Origin of the sequence: Halorubrum tibetense, from assembly GCF_042661865.1 — an archaeon.
Taxonomy (GTDB): Archaea; Halobacteriota; Halobacteria; order Halobacteriales; family Haloferacaceae; genus Halorubrum; species Halorubrum tibetense.
This window is the reverse complement of the sequence record NZ_JBHSWW010000006.1, coordinates 13,834-27,561: the sequence shown is the minus strand read 5'-3', so window position 1 is coordinate 27,561 and position 13,728 is coordinate 13,834. Positions and strand designations below refer to the sequence as shown.

The window sequence follows — 13,728 nt, the reverse complement described above, 5'->3', positions numbered from 1 at the left end:
CGAGGGAGCAGGCGTCCCCCGAAGCGCGTGGGATGCCGGAGCAAGCGACACGCTCGTCGACCGGCGATCGGGCCGCTCGCACCGACGCCGATGTCAACACCGACGCCAGCACCGACGCCGACGCCAGCACCGTCCCCGATGCCAACGCCGACGCCGAGCGGGTCCGCGAGTCGACGGAGGAGTGAGCCCGCAAAGACGCCCTTAGGGAACGCTTCACGCGGGAACCGGGTTCCGGGTCGAACTCCAGATTTATGTGTCACAAGCACTCATGGTAGATAATGACGGATCAGGGGTGGTCGAGACGGGACCTCCTACGAAGCGCGGGGACGGGAGCGCTCGCCTTGGCCGCGGGATCGGTCGTCTACGAGCGGATGTCGCAGTACGTCGTCGGTGTCCGGTCGGATGACGGCGTCAGCGCCGCCGTGTCGGTCTCCGATACCCCCTCGTTCCGGATAGATCTCACCGACCACACGCCGTGGCAGCTGGTCCGTGGGACGTTCTCCGAGGCGCGCACGGAAGCGCTTCGCTCCCGCGACGACGTCGCCTTCGTGCAACGGGACCACTGGCTGGAGACGGTCGACACGCCGACGTCCGACGGGGATCCCGAGCGGACGGTTCCGTGGGGCGTCGACCGTGTCGGCGCGACACGGCTGCACGAAGTCGGCAAAACGGCCGCCGGGGTCGATATCGGGATCGTCGACACCGGGATCAGCGCGACACACCCGGATCTCGCGGACAACCTCGCGCCGCCGTCGGACGCGGGCGCCCACGAGGCGTGGGTCGACTGTCAGGGCGACGAGTGTACTCAGTCGTGGTCGGACGACGCGGGGCACGGGACACACGTCGCGGGGACGGCCGCGGCCGCCGATGGTGGTTCCGGGACGGTCGGCGTCGCGCCGGACGCGACCCTCCACGCGCTGAAAGTGTGTGGAGGTTCCGGAGGGTGCCGCACCTCCGCGGCCGCGAAGGCGATCGAGCACGCCGCGGACAACGACTGGGACGTGGTGAACCTCAGCCTCGGCACCCCACGGCGTTCCCCTGCGCTCCAAGCTGCCGGCGAGTACGCGCTCGAAGCGGGCGTCGTCCCGGTGGCCGCCGCCGGCAACCGGGGACGGCCGGACTCGGTGGGGTATCCCGCCGCGTACGACGAGTTCGTCGGCGTCTCCGCGACGACGATCGACGACGAGCTCGCGGGGTTCTCGAGCCGGGGCGACGGCGTGGATATCGCGGCTCCGGGTGAGGACGTCTGTGCGCCGGTCCCGGACGGATACGAGAGCCTGAGTGGAACGTCGATGGCCGCCCCGCACGTCACCGGCGCGCTCGCACAGGTGATCGCCGACGGGGTCGAACCGTCCGTGGCCGCCGACCGGTTGCGCGAGACGGCCGAGGACGTCGGACTGCCGGCGACCCAGCAGGGGGCCGGACTCCTCGACGTGGCGGCTGCGCTGGGGTACGAACACGACGGGGGAACCGGCGACGGGGTGAGCTGTCCGGCTCCCGGATCCGCCTGAGCCGAGGAGTCGTCGTCGCGGCCGAGAGGGTCGGCCTCCTCGGTGACAGCCTTCCGAGATCACACCGGCGGACCGGACCCGGTCGACTCCACCGCGCGGGTCGGCGAACCGGGACCGCCGGCGTGATCAGTGGACTTTGAGTTCGACCCGTCGGCCGTCCGGATCCCGGACGTACGCCGCCCAGGCGCGGCCGTACGCGCCGTATCGCTCGTACGGCTCACCCTCCTCGATCGGCACACCGTGGTCCCGTAGCCGGTCCAACAGGTCACGGAGCTCGTCGCGAGAGTCCGTGTCGGCCGACCGAACGAGCAGGCAGAGGTGTTCCCCGCCGACCGCGATGTCGTTCTCGTCGGTCGGGACCAAATGGATGTGTCGCCCGCCGGCCTTCACGGCGACGTACGGAACCTCTCCCGCGTCGAACCGGTCCCGATCCCGAACGGGAAGCCCGAGCAGCTCGTGATAGAACGCGAGCGCACGGTCGAGGTCACTCACGCGGATCGCGACGTGGTCGATGTCGACGACGTCCATGGCTGGACCTCGAACCACTGGGATTTACCGGTTGTGGCGGCCTCCCGGGTCACGAGGACCCTCTCAGCCGCCCTCCCGCTCGCGTGCCTACGTGTAGGCCGACCTCGCGAACCTACGAGTCGTCCTCGGGAGTGGTCACGTCCGTTGCGTCGCCCGGACCGTCCAAACGGACATCGTGTCCCGTGTGCCTCGCATGGGTCGTCGCCCAGCGGCGCGCTGGGCGCTCCGAAAGGAACCGATCGCCGCTTGGACACCGTTGACACCGGACGATCCACGGGGTCACGTCGTCCGGGTAATGGCCGGTGTGCCGCTCGTGGTCGAGCGCGAACTGTTCGACGGCCCGGTTGCCGGCGTGTAGCTCGTCGAGCTCGTGGTCGAGCACCCAGTCCCGGCCACATCGACTACAGGAGACGGTCGGGATCCCGTCCTCAGCCGGAGCGAACTCGTCGTCTGTCATAATCGGTCGAGCGCTTCATCGAGGTCGAACTGTTCGGTCCGCTGTTCGAAGCCCTCCCCGTGGCCGTCCGGAGCGGGCGAGTCGGATGTGTCGTCCGTTGACGCCCCCTCAGTCGCCACCGAGACGACCCGAACGAGTTCGTGATCGACTGCGTCGGTCGTCACCGTCGCGTCGAACCGCTCGCGCTCGGCCGCGGGCCCCTCGAACGGGTCGACGTCTTCGATACCGTCGACGGCACTGGCGACCGCGAGACAGACGGCCTCACGGAGTCGGTTCGTCGTCGCCCAGCCGCTCGGCGGAACGCGCGGGAGGTGGGCCTCCCGGAACCGCCACGTCTCGACGGCGAGCGTCGCGTGACAGGGATCCATGTGCTATCGGTTCCAGGAGCGAGACGGGCAAGTGGGTTTCGGCGGGCGGATCACAGAGGAACAAGGAGGAAGCTCACCGCTTCAGTCGTGGGTCACTGACAGCAGCGCGTGTGATCGATCCGTCGTTTCATTCCCATTATATCCCTATTACTTCCTTCCGGACGCCCCGTTTCACTATACGAAGTCTTGAAGTAGGGTGTCCAAGAATTACGGAGTATAATGACGAAGTCAAACGTCTTCACCGTCATTTCCGAACAGAACGATCACGATCACGCCACTGTACGTGCACATCCACGTAACGAGACGTACCACATCGTCGACTACGCCGACGAGAGCGCCCGCGAGACCGTGGCCGACCTCCCGGCCGGCTCAGTGGTCCAGCTGGAGCTGTCGCGGGCGGGCCGCCGCAGCAACGTCTGGCGTGCCGAGTCGATCCACACCGCCGAAACCGACGGGGGAGTGCCGGCCGACTGCGAGTAGCGGACCCCCCGACCCGGCCCGGATCTCTCGATGGCTGTCGCTGTTCTCGTTTCTCAGCTCACCGGCTCCTCCTTCCCCGTTCGACTCCGACTCCCCGCGGCCGGCCGGTCCGACCGGCGCGGCCCGGATCGGCGCGCAAGTACGCCCGTCAGCTCGCGAACGACCGCGTCCGCTACTCCTCCGAGGTCAGCCGCGGGTTCGTTACCGCACCGAGCGCGGCCGAGGAGAAGTCCCGGTAGTACTTCGCGAGCACGCCGCCGTCGTACGGCGGGTCCGGTCGCTCCCACCCCTCCGCACGCTCGTCGAGGTCGTCGTCGGAGAGGTCGACCGTCAGGTCGCGGTTCGGGATGTCGACCGTCACGTGGTCGCCGTCCTCGATCAAACCGATCGGGCCGCCGACCGCGGCTTCCGGCGCGACGTGCCCGATCATCGGTCCGCGTGTGCCGCCGGAGAAGCGTCCGTCCGTGAGCAGGGCCACGTCTTCCTCGTGACCCGCGCCGACGACGGCGGCGGTGACGCCGAGCATCTCGCGCATCCCCGGACCGCCCGTCGGTCCCTCGTTGCGGATGACGATGACGTCTCCGGAACTGATCTCGCCCGACTGGACGTATTCCATCGCGTCCTCCTCGTTCTCGAACACGCGGGCGGGTCCTTCGTGATAGAAGGCGTCGTCACCGGTCACCTTGAGCACCGCGCCGTCGGGTGCGAGGTTCCCTTTCAGGACCTTTATCGCGCCCTCCTCCTCTTTCGGATCGTCGACGGCGTAGAGGAAGTCCGCCTCGATCCCGTCGTCGTCGGGGAGTTCGCCGTTCGACTCCAGTTCGGCGATCTCCTCGGCGATCGTCCGCCCGGTGACGGTCATCGCGTCGCCGTGGAACAGGTCGGCCTCCAACAGCCGACGGATCACGACGGGGACGCCGCCGATCTCGTGGAGGTCGTTCATCACTCGGGAGCCACCGGGCTGGAGGTTCGCGATCTTCGGCGTTCGCCGAGAGATCTCGTCGAAGTCGTCGATCGAGAGGTCGACGTCGGCCTCCGCGGCGAGCGCGAGCAGGTGGAGCACTGCGTTCGTCGAGCCGCCCATCGCGGTCTGGAGCGCGATGGCGTTCTCGAACGACTCCCGCGTGAGGATATCCGAGGGACGGCGATCGTTCTCGATACAGTCGAGGACGAGCTCGCCGGCCCGCTCGGCCACGTCGTAGCGCTCCGCGTCCTCGGCGGGCGGGGAGGCCGACCCGAGGGGCGCGAGTCCGAGCGCCTCCGAGATGGACGCCATCGTGTTCGCCGTGAACATCCCCCCGCACGACCCCGCGCCGGGGCAGGCGTGCCGTTCCAGGTCGTCGAGCTCCTCGCCGCTCATGTCGCCTTCCGCGTACGCGCCGACCCCCTCGAACACTTGGACGATAGTGACGTCGCGGCCCTCGTGTTGGCCGGGCATGATCGACCCGCCGTAGCAGAACACCGAGGGGAGGTCGGTTCGGATCGCCGCCATCATCATGCCGGGGAGGTTCTTGTCACAGCCCGCGACCGTCACCAGCGCGTCCATGCGCTCGCCGAAGGAGACGAGCTCGACGCTGTCAGCGATCACTTCCCGGGAGATCAGACTGGCTTTCATCCCCTCGGTCCCCATCGAGATGGCGTCGGAGATGGTGACGGTCCCGAACTCGATGGGCATCCCGCCCGCGGCGTCGATCCCGTCGATCGCCGCGTCGGCGACGTCGTCGAGATGGACGTTACACGGCGTGATGTCGGCGGCCGGGTTCGGCACGCCCACGATCGGTGAGGAGAGGTCCTCGTCGTCGAACCCCATCGCGCGAAACATCGAGCGGTGGGGCGCGCGGTCCGCGCCCTCGGTCACGTCTCGGCTCCTGAGAGTTTCGTCTTTCTCGCCCGCAAAGCGGTCGCCGTCGCCCCCACGCCGACGACGTGCTGCGTCGCCGTCGGGTTTTGGCTGCTGTTCGCTCATATTCGACCCTGTCGCTCAGGGGTCTTAAACGGCCGCAACGGGGCGAGGGTTGCTCAGTGGGACGAACAAAACAGACGGCTCACCACTCTCGGTCGAAGCTGACATCGACTCCACAGGCGTCCGCGAATCGTCGTAGATGGCGCTGGTTTGGCTCTTTTAAGTGATTCGTGCGAAGGATCGAACGACTCGCACGAACACACCGCCGAATGGGAGCTATTTCACGAGGCGGTAATGAGCCGCGAGAACTTATATACGGGCCGGTGATCGACGTACATGACTCCCGTTTCGAAGTCCGTTCAAATCGGCGACCAACCCGACGACGATAGGATCGCCGACAGGGGTATCGACGCCCGAAACAGAGGGATCCACCGATGATGGGCGGTGCCGGAATGATGGGCGGAATGGGCGTCTGGATGATCGTCTTCCTCTTTGTCACGCTCCTCACTCTTGCTGCCCTGCTCGTGGTTAGCGTTCAGGTAGCGGGTACACTTTCGGCGGAGGACAATAACGAGACGACTAACGCCGACCCCGACGAGACGAAGATCGAACGGCTTCAACGACGATACGCGGAGGGTGATCTCACGGAGGCGGAGTTCGAGCGGGAACTGGAACGCGAGCTGGAACGTGAGGACGCCGACATGGGTGGGTCGCGCGAAACTATCGAGGCAGAACGAACCCGCGAGACGGAGCGGCCGGATAAATAACATTGATCGACAGCGCTGATGGAGCCGCAAACGGGAGGGCAAACCGGCCGAGTCAGGCGAACGCCCGCAAGATTCCCTGGCCGTCGATACTGTCGGCCACGTCCGGAAGCGTCGCGCGCTCGGGGTGAGGCATCAGGACGGCGACCGTCTCGCGCTCGCCGAGGACGCCCGCGACGTTGCCGGTCGAGCCGTTGGGGTTGGCGGCGTCGGTGACGGTGCCGTCCGCGTCACAGTAGCGGAAGAGGACACGGTCGTCGTCGACGAGGTCGTCGTAGGCGTCGTCGTCGATCTCGAAGCGGCCCTCGCCGTGCGCGATGGGGACTTCGATCACGTCGCCCTCGTCGTAGGCGGCGGTCCACGGGGTGTCCGCGCGCTCGACGCGGAGGTGAACCGGCTCACACTGGAAGCGCGCGGAGGCGTTCGTCGTGAACGCGCCGGGGGTGAGCCCGGACTCCGAGCCGATCTGCGCACCGTTACAGACGCCGAGCACCGGGATCCCGTCCTCGGCGGCCGCGCGGACCTCCTGCATGATCGGGGCACGGGCGGCCATCGCGCCGGCGCGCAGGTAGTCGCCGTAGGAGAACCCGCCCGGGAGGACGATCCCCGCCGTATCGGCCGGGAGTCCGTCATCGTGCCAGACGCGCTCGGCGTCGATCCCCAGGTGCTGGAGGGCTCTCACCGCGTCGCGGTCGCAGTTCGACCCCCCGAACTGGACGACCGAGACCGTCATTTCTCCGTCACCGCGACGTCGTAGTCGTGGATCGTCGGGTTCGCGAGCAGCCGTTCGGCCATCTCGTCGGCCCGCTCGGCTGCCTCGTCGGCGTCCGTCGCCTCCAAATCGATCTCGAAGCGGTCGGCCGACCGGAGCGCCGACAGATCGAACCCGAGCCGTTCGAGCGCCTGCTTCGTCGTCTCGGCCTCCGGGTCGAGCACGCCCCGCTTCAGCCGGACCGTCACCGTCGCGGTGAATTCGCTCATCGTTCGACGGTGCGGGGTCGTGTGTAAAAACCGTTTTGGAACGGGTTTTATATCCATACTCGTGGATACATACCGGTCGATCGATCGGGTGGCAGGCTCGGCCCGGAACGAAAGGGGCAAACCCCTCCGGCAGCTTCCGTACCCATATGCCAACGTTCGAACCGGCGGAGGTGATCGGCGCATGACCCGCGAACTGACCGAGATCACGGTCGTCGGAGGAGACGAAACGGGACTCATCGCGCGGGTCACCTCGCTGTTGTTCGAACGCGGGATCAACATCGAGGACCTCGACCAGGCGGTTCGCGACGGCGTTTTCCGGATGACGACCCGAGTCGACACCGCGGAAATGGAGACGTCGAAGGGCGAGCTCCGCCGCGCCCTCGCCGAGCTCGGCCGCGAGCTCGACGTCGACATCCAGGTCCGGTTCCCGAGCGACCGTGAAGCCCGACGCGTCGCGCTACTCGTGACGAAGGAGACGCACGTTCCCGAAGCGCTGCTGAAAGCCGAGGCGAACGGCGAGCTCGCCGACGACGGGGAGGCGGAGATCCCGGTCGTGATCGGGAATCGCGGCGACCTCCGGTCGCTCGCCGAACGGTACGACAAGCCGTTCTACGACGTCGGCGACGGGAGCGGCAACACCGACGAGAAGCGGCTGCTGGACCTGCTCGCGGAGTACGACGTGGACCTGATCGCCTTAGCCCGCTACATGCGGATCCTCTCCCCGGAGGTCGTCTTCCGCTACGAGGGCCGGATCATCAACGTCCACCCCTCCCTGTTGCCGGCGTTCCCCGGCGCGGAGGCGTACCGGCAGGCGAAGGACGCCGGCGTCCGGATCGCGGGCGTCACCTCCCACTACGTGACGACTGACCTCGATCAGGGACCGATCATCGCCCAGCGCGCGTTCGACGTGCCCGACGGGGCCGAAGTCGCCGAGATCAAACGCCGTGGACAGCCGCTCGAAGCCGAGGCGCTGCTGGAGGCGGTACGGCTCCATCTCGCGGACGCCATCGCGGTCCATCGTGGGACCGTCCACGTCCGCGAGAGCGCGGAGCTCGACCCGTCGCTAGGGCTTCCCGCCGCGGCTCGGGAGGCGAACCCGGACGATCCGGTAGACGGGGAGCCGATCGGCCGGTCCGGACCCGCGGCCCCGGAGCACGACTAACCCCGGCGATCGGTGTCGGTACCGACCACGACTTTCTTAACCGCGATCGGTCTATCGTCCGATGATGAACGGGGGAGAGACCGAACGCGACGGGATAGCTGCCGGCGCCCGTGGCTGTGGACACCCCGTCGGCGATGACCCCGTTGGCGATGTCCGCGTCCGTGGACGCGTCGTCACTGACACCCGAGCGCTCGTCAGGAGCGACGAGCGCGTCCTGCTGGTGTTCCTCCTCCTCCTCTCGCTCGTCGCGTTGAGCGTGTTCCTCCACTACGTCGTCTCGCTACTCGGCTCGCTACCGGAGGTCCCGCCGTCGCTCGTCGTCGTGCGCTGACTCGGATCACCTCATATATACGCGCGGACACCGTCGACCCCCCTATGCCGGAGACCGGTCCACAGCGACTCGGTGAGGTGGGACCAGTCAGAACGGTCGGATACGGGCTTCTCGTCGGTTCTGCCGCCTACCTCCTGGCGGCGGTGTACGGCCCGTCGAGCCCAGGGTATCGGATCGCCCTCGCGGTCGCCATCGCAGCTCTGTACATCGGGGCGGTCCACGCCGTCGGCCTGTTACGACGGCGGCGCGTCGGTCGGTGACAGGCGTGAACCGGTACGAACGTTATCCGCTACGAACGCGGTCCGGAACGGGAGACGGGTTGAAATGGCTCCCGCTCGAACGGAGCCCATGGGATTGAAGGAGGACGGTGAAGCGTCGCTTCACGAGATCGACCGCTTCGACGACGGCGTCGGCTGGATCGCGTATCCCGGCGAGACGATGGAACGCGCGAGCCACGCGCTCGCCGTCCCTAACGAGGAGGGAGACGCGGACGACGTGTGGGTGATCGACCCCCTTGACGCGCCGGGACTGGACGAGCTGCTCGCGGAGTTCGGCTCCGTCGCCGGCGTCGTCGTCGGACTCGACAGACACAAACGGGACGCCGCCGAGGTCGCGACCAGACACGACGTCCCGGTGTACGTCCCGGAGTGGATGACGGGCGTCGCGGACGCGATCGACGCCCCCGTGCGCCGGTTCGGGCGTCGGTTGGCCGACTCCGGCTTCGAGACGATCCGGATCCGCGACTCCTCACTCCCGCCGTGGCAGGAGGTCGGGCTGTTCGACGGGGAGACACTCGTGGTCCCCGAGTCGCTCGGCTCCGCGGCGTACTTCCGCGGCGACCGTGAACGGCTCGGAGTCCACCCGATGCTCCGACTGACCCCGCCCCGGGCCGCGCTCGGCGGGCTGGAACCGGACCGAGTGCTCGTCGGCCACGGTGTCGGGGTACATGACGACGCGCCGGCGGCGATCGAAGCCGCTCTCAACGGTTCCCGAAGCAAGGCACCTGGGCTGTACGCGAAGACGCTCCGAACGGCGATCGGGTTGTAACCGGCCGCCGCTACCCCGCGACGGGGCTTTTATATCCACGGACCGTACCGGATCCCGTGATCCACGTCACGCGCGACTTGCTGACGGTGTTGCTCGAGCACGCCGCCGACCGCGACCCGGCCGCGGTGAACCTCCAGCTGTCGGCGACGCGCGCCGGGGAGTTCGAGGAGGAGCTCGGACTCGATCCACAGACCCCGGTGTTGACGCACTTCACCCTTGCCGACGTGGGCGGATCCGTGAACGCGGTGTTCGGGGTGGACCTCGGCACGCCCGCGGGACGGGGACGAGCTCGGTTCCTCTCGCATCCGACCGGGCGGCTCGAGCTCTCGAAGACGGACGACCTCGCGGCGATCGTGCTCGTCACGGTCCCGCCGTACGACGACGACCACGTCGCGGCGTTCGACCGCGCGGGCGACGGGATCGAGCTCGTCGTCCTCGATGCAGTCCCGCCCGAGGAGTCCGTTCCCGAGTGAGCGGTGTCCGTTTCCGAGTACTGGTCACTCGGCGGTGGCCGTCAGCGAGGAACCGGAGGTTAAAGACCACCCGGAGAGTACAGGGCGTCGATGGCAGCACGGCCACCCGGCGGCGGCGGATCCTCGGAGCCCGAGGCGATCGAGTTCGGCATCGCCGCACTCGACGCCCGGATCGAGGACGCGGAGGTGTCGTTCCCGGCAACGACCGAGGAGGTCGTCGACGCGCTCGGGGATCCGGCCGTCCCGTACGACGCGAAAGGTCGAACGATCGTTCTCTCGGAGGCGCTGGACCGGGTTCCACAAACGCAGTTCGAGAACGAGACCGAACTGCTCGACGCGCTGTATCCAGTGTTCGATGAGGCGAGACGAAGCAGCGGCGGGTTCTTGGACGACCTACGCGACGCGCTTCCCTTCTGAGTTCGGGCCCGAACCACGGCCCGGCGGACGCTCAGGGCGTCTGTTGTTCGGCTTCCGCTTCCGGTTCTGCCTCCTGTGGTCCGGTGTCGAGCCGCTCGATGATGTCGTTGACGAGCACGACGTCGCCGACCGCACGCACCCAGCGGTACGGAACGATGACGCCGGTGTTGCCGGCGGCGTGTCCTGCGAACAGCTCTTGGTTGAGCTCCGCGAGCGCGAGGCCGGTGACCGCGCGGGCGTCGAGATCGAGGCGGACGTCCTCGATCTCACCGACGAAAATTCCGTTGTTCGAGTACACCTCTCGGCCGACCAGCGACGTGATCTCCTCGGGGGCAGGGTTCATATCCAGTATCGTCACGAGCGCGCCTATTAAGCGTTCGTTGTCGAACGACGCGCGTCTGACACCTCGCGCGCCCACCCCTCGAAGGACCCGGCGTTCGGCACGGGCGACCCCGGCTGCCGGCTACGCAGTCATTTCGGCGGCGCGACCAGTTCGACGGGATGCTGTGGGGACGCGTCGAGTAACGCGCCGATCTGTTCGTCACAGGAGGTCCCGGACGCGACGACGACCCGCTCGGTCCCCTCGAAGTCGTCGCGGATCGGCTCGCCGACATCCATGCTGAGCTCGTAGTAGTCTGTCTTGTAACCGAACGAGCCGGCCATTCCGCAACACTCCGTGTCGGAAGTCCGCACGTCGTAGCCGAGCCGCTCCATGACCGCCGTCGCGTACTCGCCGACACCGACCGTCCGGGCTTGACAATGCGGGTGATAGGCGACGCCGGGATGGTCGCCAGGTCCGGGCGACCGGAGTCGATCCGGCTCCGCCTCGTTCTCCAGTAAGCCGAACACGTATTCCATGACCTCGTAGCTGGCGTCCGCCAGCCGCTCGTGTGCGTCCTCGTCGAGGAGTCGCCCGTACTCACGTCGGAACATCGCCAGGTCGCTCGGCTCGATCACGACGACGTCGCGGCCGGCGTCGAGGTGCGGTTCGATCCCGTCGGACAGGTCCGCCGCGGCAGCACGAGCGGTTTCGACCATCCCCTGTGAGAGCGGCGGCCGCCCGCTCCCGGGGAGGTCGGGGACGCGGACGTGAATGCCGAGCGCCTCCAACGCCCGGATCGTCGCCTTCCCGCGCTCGACGTCCGAGTAGTTCGTCGCGGTGTCCGGGTAGACGACCGCCTCGCGGGTTGCGGCCCCGGCCGGGACCGCAGCCCCTCCGCGCGTCTCGAACCAGTCGACGAGCGACTCGCTCGCGAACGCGGGGAGTTCGCGCCGACGGTCGATACCTGTGACGCGTTCGAGGACGGTCCGTACCGGACGCGCGTTCGCCAGCCGGTTCGCGACCGGCGCGGTTCGGCTCCCCCACTTCGCGAACGTCGAGTAGTTGCCGACGAACCGGGTCCCGAGGTCGAGACCGGCCGGCTCCTCGTCGGGGACGAGCGTCTCGAACAGCCAGTCCGTCTGTCCCGCCGACACCGTTCCGCGGTTGACCCGGTCGCGGACGACGGTGTTTATCCACGGGATGTCGATGCCGACCGGACACGCTGGCACACATCGCGAACACCCTGTACAGAGATCGTTGAACTCGGCGGCGACATCGAGCCCCTCGATCCCCGCCTCCCAGCCGGTGGCGATACCGCCGGAGTACGTCTCCCCGCCGAACGCGTGACCGCCAACGCTCTGGAAGTTGCCACAGGCGTTCGAGCAGGCGGAACAGCGGATACAGTACAGCGTCTCCCGTAGTTCGTCGTCCTCGCGCATCGCCATGCGGCCGTTGTCGATCAACACGAGGTGGAACGATCGGTCTTGCGCGGAGCCGTCGGCGAGAGGGGGTTCGTCGCCGGCGTCGCCGGTGTCGAACGTCGGGACCGGCGACCCGACCGGCGGCGTCAGCGTCGAGATGTACGAAGTCACGTCCTGCCCGGTCCCCGACCGGCCGATCAGCTCGACGAACGGGGCGAACTCCTCGACGGTCGGCACCACTTTCTCCACGCCCGCGACCGCGACGTGGGTGTCCGTGGCGGTCACGGTCTTCCGGGCGTTGCCCTCGCTCGTGACGAGCAGCAGGGTGCCGGAGTCGGCCGCGATGAAGTTCGCGCCGGTCATCCCGACGTCCGCGCCCTCGATCAGCTCGCCGAGTCGCTCGCGGGCGAAGGCCGTGAGCTCCTCGGCCGTCTCGGGCGGGTCGTCCGGATCGAATCGCTCGGCGAACAGCTCGGCGACCGCCTCGCGCGACTTGTGGATCGCCGGCGCGACGATATGCGAGGGGGCCTCGTCGGCGAGCTGGAGCACCCACTCGCCGAGGTCGGTCTCGACGACGTCGACGCCGTCTGCCTCCAGCGCCTCGTTCACCTCGATCTCCTCGGAGGTCATCGATTTCGATTTGGCCACCCGGTCGGCATCGCGGTCGGCGACGACCTCCCGGATGTACCGGTTCGCGTCGGCCGCGTCGTCGGCGAGGTAGACGGTCCCGCCGTTGGCCTCGACGCGCTCCGTCACCCGGTCGATGAGCGCGGGGAGTCGCTCGACCGCGTCCTCCTTGATCGAGCGCGCCTCTGCTTTCAGCGCCTCGTAGTCGTCGAGTCGGGCAGTAGACTCGTACCGCCCCGCGTTGAATCCGCGGGTGTTCTCGCCGACCGCGTCACCCTCGGTCGCCATCAGATCGCGGAGCCGAGCCGCTCGATCGGTGTCGCTACGCATCGGCGTCACCGTCCGTTCGGTCGTCACCGTCCCGAAGCAACACCACGTGGACCGACTTCGGGCCGTGAGCGCCGTGAACCAACCCGCCCATGTCCGCCGTGGCGCTCGGGCCGGTGGCGAACACGACATCGGTGCCGTCGTCGCGAGCGCGGGGGCCGAGCCAAGCGAACGCGTCCGGCATGTCCACGACCAAGTCGTCCGCGTGGACGACGACGACGTGGCGATCGACGAACAGGCTCACGGGTTCGGTGCCGTCGGCGTCGGCCTCGATCGCGACGCTCCCGTACTCGGCGATCGCGAGCGACGCCCCGGTGACGCCGGTGTGAGCCGCACGGAGGTCCTCGGCGGTGGGCGCGACGTCGACGCGGTCCGGCAGCGACGCCGCCGGAACGTCGAGCGGCACGCCGACTGCGGGCGATCCCGCAGCCGCGTTCACCAGTTCCGCACACTCATCCGGCCGGCCCTCGGAGACGGTCACACCGAGGTCATCGAGTCGGCGTGTGAACGTGCCGACGTCGGCGAGTGACATAGCTGGTCCACCGACGGCGAGTATTTGGCTCTTGCGTCGGTTCCCGCTCGGTCGGATGTTGGCGTTCGGATCCCCGA

Annotated in this window: 19 protein-coding genes; 10 read left to right on the top strand and 9 right to left on the bottom strand. The window is 68.1% G+C overall.

Annotated elements, in window-relative coordinates; genetic code table 11:
• Both ACFQEU_RS01310 and ACFQEU_RS01305 read left to right on the top strand, forming a co-directional pair.
• On the top strand, window positions 1–185 hold a 185-nt coding region (locus ACFQEU_RS01310; protein WP_379778444.1), incomplete at its 5' end, for a hypothetical protein.
• Between the two features lie 93 nt (window positions 186–278).
• Window positions 279–1,511 carry a S8 family serine peptidase gene (locus ACFQEU_RS01305; RefSeq protein WP_379778442.1) on the top strand — a complete coding sequence of 411 codons (1,233 nt, stop codon included), beginning with the start codon at window positions 279–281 and terminating at the stop codon, window positions 1,509–1,511.
• A gap of 126 nt (window positions 1,512–1,637) precedes the next feature.
• Here ACFQEU_RS01305 and ACFQEU_RS01300 read toward each other — a convergent pair whose 3' ends face one another.
• The 3 genes from ACFQEU_RS01300 to ACFQEU_RS01290 form a co-directional block, all read right to left on the bottom strand.
• The gene (locus ACFQEU_RS01300) at window positions 1,638–2,039 is read right to left on the bottom strand and encodes a VOC family protein (protein ID WP_379778440.1); all 402 of its coding nucleotides are present in this window, start codon (window positions 2,037–2,039) and stop codon (window positions 1,638–1,640) included.
• Window positions 2,040–2,151: 112 nt separating this feature from the next.
• Window positions 2,152–2,496 (bottom strand): hypothetical protein, encoded by a 345-nt coding sequence (locus ACFQEU_RS01295; protein ID WP_379778438.1) that lies wholly within the window; start codon window positions 2,494–2,496, stop codon window positions 2,152–2,154.
• Window positions 2,493–2,864: a hypothetical protein gene (locus ACFQEU_RS01290; RefSeq protein ID WP_379778436.1), complete on the bottom strand. Its 372-nt coding sequence runs from the start codon at window positions 2,862–2,864 to the stop codon at window positions 2,493–2,495. Before ACFQEU_RS01290 ends, ACFQEU_RS01295 begins: the two co-directional genes overlap by 4 nt.
• Window positions 2,865–3,083: 219 nt before the next feature.
• Here ACFQEU_RS01290 and ACFQEU_RS01285 point away from each other — a divergent pair, with 219 nt between their 5' ends.
• Window positions 3,084–3,344 (top strand): hypothetical protein, encoded by a 261-nt coding sequence (locus tag ACFQEU_RS01285; RefSeq protein WP_379778434.1) that lies wholly within the window; start codon window positions 3,084–3,086, stop codon window positions 3,342–3,344.
• A gap of 172 nt (window positions 3,345–3,516) precedes the next feature.
• On the opposite strand, the gene ilvD is transcribed toward ACFQEU_RS01285, so the two are convergent.
• A complete protein-coding gene (ilvD, locus tag ACFQEU_RS01280; protein WP_379778432.1) occupies window positions 3,517–5,310 on the bottom strand; it encodes a dihydroxy-acid dehydratase in 1,794 nt (597 codons plus the stop codon).
• A gap of 371 nt (window positions 5,311–5,681) precedes the next feature.
• On the opposite strand from ilvD, the gene ACFQEU_RS01275 reads away from it, so the two are divergent.
• Window positions 5,682–6,014, top strand: a complete 333-nt coding sequence (locus ACFQEU_RS01275; RefSeq protein ID WP_379778430.1) for an SHOCT domain-containing protein — start codon at window positions 5,682–5,684, stop codon at window positions 6,012–6,014.
• A gap of 52 nt (window positions 6,015–6,066) precedes the next feature.
• On the opposite strand, the gene purQ is transcribed toward ACFQEU_RS01275, so the two are convergent.
• Both purQ and purS read right to left on the bottom strand, forming a co-directional pair.
• Entirely contained in the window at window positions 6,067–6,744 is a 678-nt protein-coding gene (purQ, locus tag ACFQEU_RS01270; protein WP_379778428.1) for a phosphoribosylformylglycinamidine synthase I, read from the bottom strand.
• Window positions 6,741–6,992, bottom strand: coding sequence for a phosphoribosylformylglycinamidine synthase subunit PurS (gene purS / locus ACFQEU_RS01265; protein WP_379778426.1), 252 nt, complete (start codon window positions 6,990–6,992; stop codon window positions 6,741–6,743). Before purS ends, purQ begins: the two co-directional genes overlap by 4 nt.
• Window positions 6,993–7,173: 181 nt before the next feature.
• On the opposite strand from purS, the gene ACFQEU_RS01260 reads away from it, so the two are divergent.
• From ACFQEU_RS01260 to ACFQEU_RS01235, 6 genes are all read left to right on the top strand, one after another.
• Window positions 7,174–8,154: a formyltetrahydrofolate deformylase gene (locus ACFQEU_RS01260; protein WP_379778424.1), complete on the top strand. Its 981-nt coding sequence runs from the start codon at window positions 7,174–7,176 to the stop codon at window positions 8,152–8,154.
• Between the two features lie 64 nt (window positions 8,155–8,218).
• Complete coding sequence (locus ACFQEU_RS01255; protein ID WP_379778422.1) at window positions 8,219–8,485, top strand: hypothetical protein; 267 nt, start codon at window positions 8,219–8,221, stop codon at window positions 8,483–8,485.
• 44 nt (window positions 8,486–8,529) lie between these two features.
• On the top strand, window positions 8,530–8,745 hold the full coding sequence (locus tag ACFQEU_RS01250; protein ID WP_379778420.1) for a hypothetical protein: 216 nt from the start codon (window positions 8,530–8,532) through the stop codon (window positions 8,743–8,745).
• An 88-nt stretch (window positions 8,746–8,833) separates the two neighbouring features.
• A complete protein-coding gene (locus ACFQEU_RS01245; RefSeq protein ID WP_379778418.1) occupies window positions 8,834–9,532 on the top strand; it encodes a hypothetical protein in 699 nt (232 codons plus the stop codon).
• Window positions 9,533–9,588: 56 nt separating this feature from the next.
• On the top strand, window positions 9,589–10,005 hold the full coding sequence (locus ACFQEU_RS01240) for an MPN domain-containing protein (protein ID WP_379778416.1): 417 nt from the start codon (window positions 9,589–9,591) through the stop codon (window positions 10,003–10,005).
• 90 nt (window positions 10,006–10,095) lie between these two features.
• Window positions 10,096–10,422 carry a DUF5789 family protein gene (locus ACFQEU_RS01235; RefSeq protein ID WP_379778414.1) on the top strand — a complete coding sequence of 109 codons (327 nt, stop codon included), beginning with the start codon at window positions 10,096–10,098 and terminating at the stop codon, window positions 10,420–10,422.
• A 31-nt stretch (window positions 10,423–10,453) separates the two neighbouring features.
• Here the strand turns inward: ACFQEU_RS01235 and ACFQEU_RS01230 are convergent, their stop codons facing one another.
• The 3 genes from ACFQEU_RS01230 to ACFQEU_RS01220 all read right to left on the bottom strand — a co-directional run bounded on the left by ACFQEU_RS01230 (window position 10,454) and on the right by ACFQEU_RS01220 (window position 13,651).
• Window positions 10,454–10,765 carry a PRC-barrel domain-containing protein gene (locus ACFQEU_RS01230; RefSeq protein ID WP_379778412.1) on the bottom strand — a complete coding sequence of 104 codons (312 nt, stop codon included), beginning with the start codon at window positions 10,763–10,765 and terminating at the stop codon, window positions 10,454–10,456.
• Window positions 10,766–10,893: 128 nt separating this feature from the next.
• Window positions 10,894–13,122, bottom strand: a complete 2,229-nt coding sequence (locus ACFQEU_RS01225) for an LUD domain-containing protein (protein ID WP_379778410.1) — start codon at window positions 13,120–13,122, stop codon at window positions 10,894–10,896.
• Complete coding sequence (locus ACFQEU_RS01220; RefSeq protein WP_379778408.1) at window positions 13,115–13,651, bottom strand: LUD domain-containing protein; 537 nt, start codon at window positions 13,649–13,651, stop codon at window positions 13,115–13,117. The genes ACFQEU_RS01225 and ACFQEU_RS01220 overlap by 8 nt, the downstream gene beginning before the upstream one ends.
• Window positions 13,652–13,728: the final 77 nt, after the last annotated feature.

What these genes read in the sequence shown, in the direction of transcription:
- ACFQEU_RS01220 (WP_379778408.1), bottom strand. Translation starts at nt 13,651, where the DNA reads ATGTCACTCGCCGACGTCGGCACGTTCACACGCCGACTCGATGACCTC.
- purQ (WP_379778428.1), bottom strand. Translation starts at nt 6,744, where the DNA reads ATGACGGTCTCGGTCGTCCAGTTCGGGGGGTCGAACTGCGACCGCGAC.
- ACFQEU_RS01290 (WP_379778436.1), bottom strand. Translation starts at nt 2,864, where the DNA reads ATGGATCCCTGTCACGCGACGCTCGCCGTCGAGACGTGGCGGTTCCGG.
- ACFQEU_RS01245 (WP_379778418.1), top strand. Translation starts at nt 8,834, where the DNA reads ATGGGATTGAAGGAGGACGGTGAAGCGTCGCTTCACGAGATCGACCGC.
- ACFQEU_RS01225 (WP_379778410.1), bottom strand. Translation starts at nt 13,122, where the DNA reads ATGCGTAGCGACACCGATCGAGCGGCTCGGCTCCGCGATCTGATGGCG.
- ACFQEU_RS01305 (WP_379778442.1), top strand. Translation starts at nt 279, where the DNA reads ATGACGGATCAGGGGTGGTCGAGACGGGACCTCCTACGAAGCGCGGGG.
- ACFQEU_RS01255 (WP_379778422.1), top strand. Translation starts at nt 8,219, where the DNA reads ATGAACGGGGGAGAGACCGAACGCGACGGGATAGCTGCCGGCGCCCGT.
- ACFQEU_RS01250 (WP_379778420.1), top strand. Translation starts at nt 8,530, where the DNA reads ATGCCGGAGACCGGTCCACAGCGACTCGGTGAGGTGGGACCAGTCAGA.
- purS (WP_379778426.1), bottom strand. Translation starts at nt 6,992, where the DNA reads ATGAGCGAATTCACCGCGACGGTGACGGTCCGGCTGAAGCGGGGCGTG.
- ACFQEU_RS01295 (WP_379778438.1), bottom strand. Translation starts at nt 2,496, where the DNA reads ATGACAGACGACGAGTTCGCTCCGGCTGAGGACGGGATCCCGACCGTC.
- ACFQEU_RS01300 (WP_379778440.1), bottom strand. Translation starts at nt 2,039, where the DNA reads ATGGACGTCGTCGACATCGACCACGTCGCGATCCGCGTGAGTGACCTC.
- ACFQEU_RS01260 (WP_379778424.1), top strand. Translation starts at nt 7,174, where the DNA reads ATGACCCGCGAACTGACCGAGATCACGGTCGTCGGAGGAGACGAAACG.
- ACFQEU_RS01230 (WP_379778412.1), bottom strand. Translation starts at nt 10,765, where the DNA reads ATGAACCCTGCCCCCGAGGAGATCACGTCGCTGGTCGGCCGAGAGGTG.
- ACFQEU_RS01235 (WP_379778414.1), top strand. Translation starts at nt 10,096, where the DNA reads ATGGCAGCACGGCCACCCGGCGGCGGCGGATCCTCGGAGCCCGAGGCG.
- ilvD (WP_379778432.1), bottom strand. Translation starts at nt 5,310, where the DNA reads ATGAGCGAACAGCAGCCAAAACCCGACGGCGACGCAGCACGTCGTCGG.
- ACFQEU_RS01275 (WP_379778430.1), top strand. Translation starts at nt 5,682, where the DNA reads ATGATGGGCGGTGCCGGAATGATGGGCGGAATGGGCGTCTGGATGATC.
- ACFQEU_RS01285 (WP_379778434.1), top strand. Translation starts at nt 3,084, where the DNA reads ATGACGAAGTCAAACGTCTTCACCGTCATTTCCGAACAGAACGATCAC.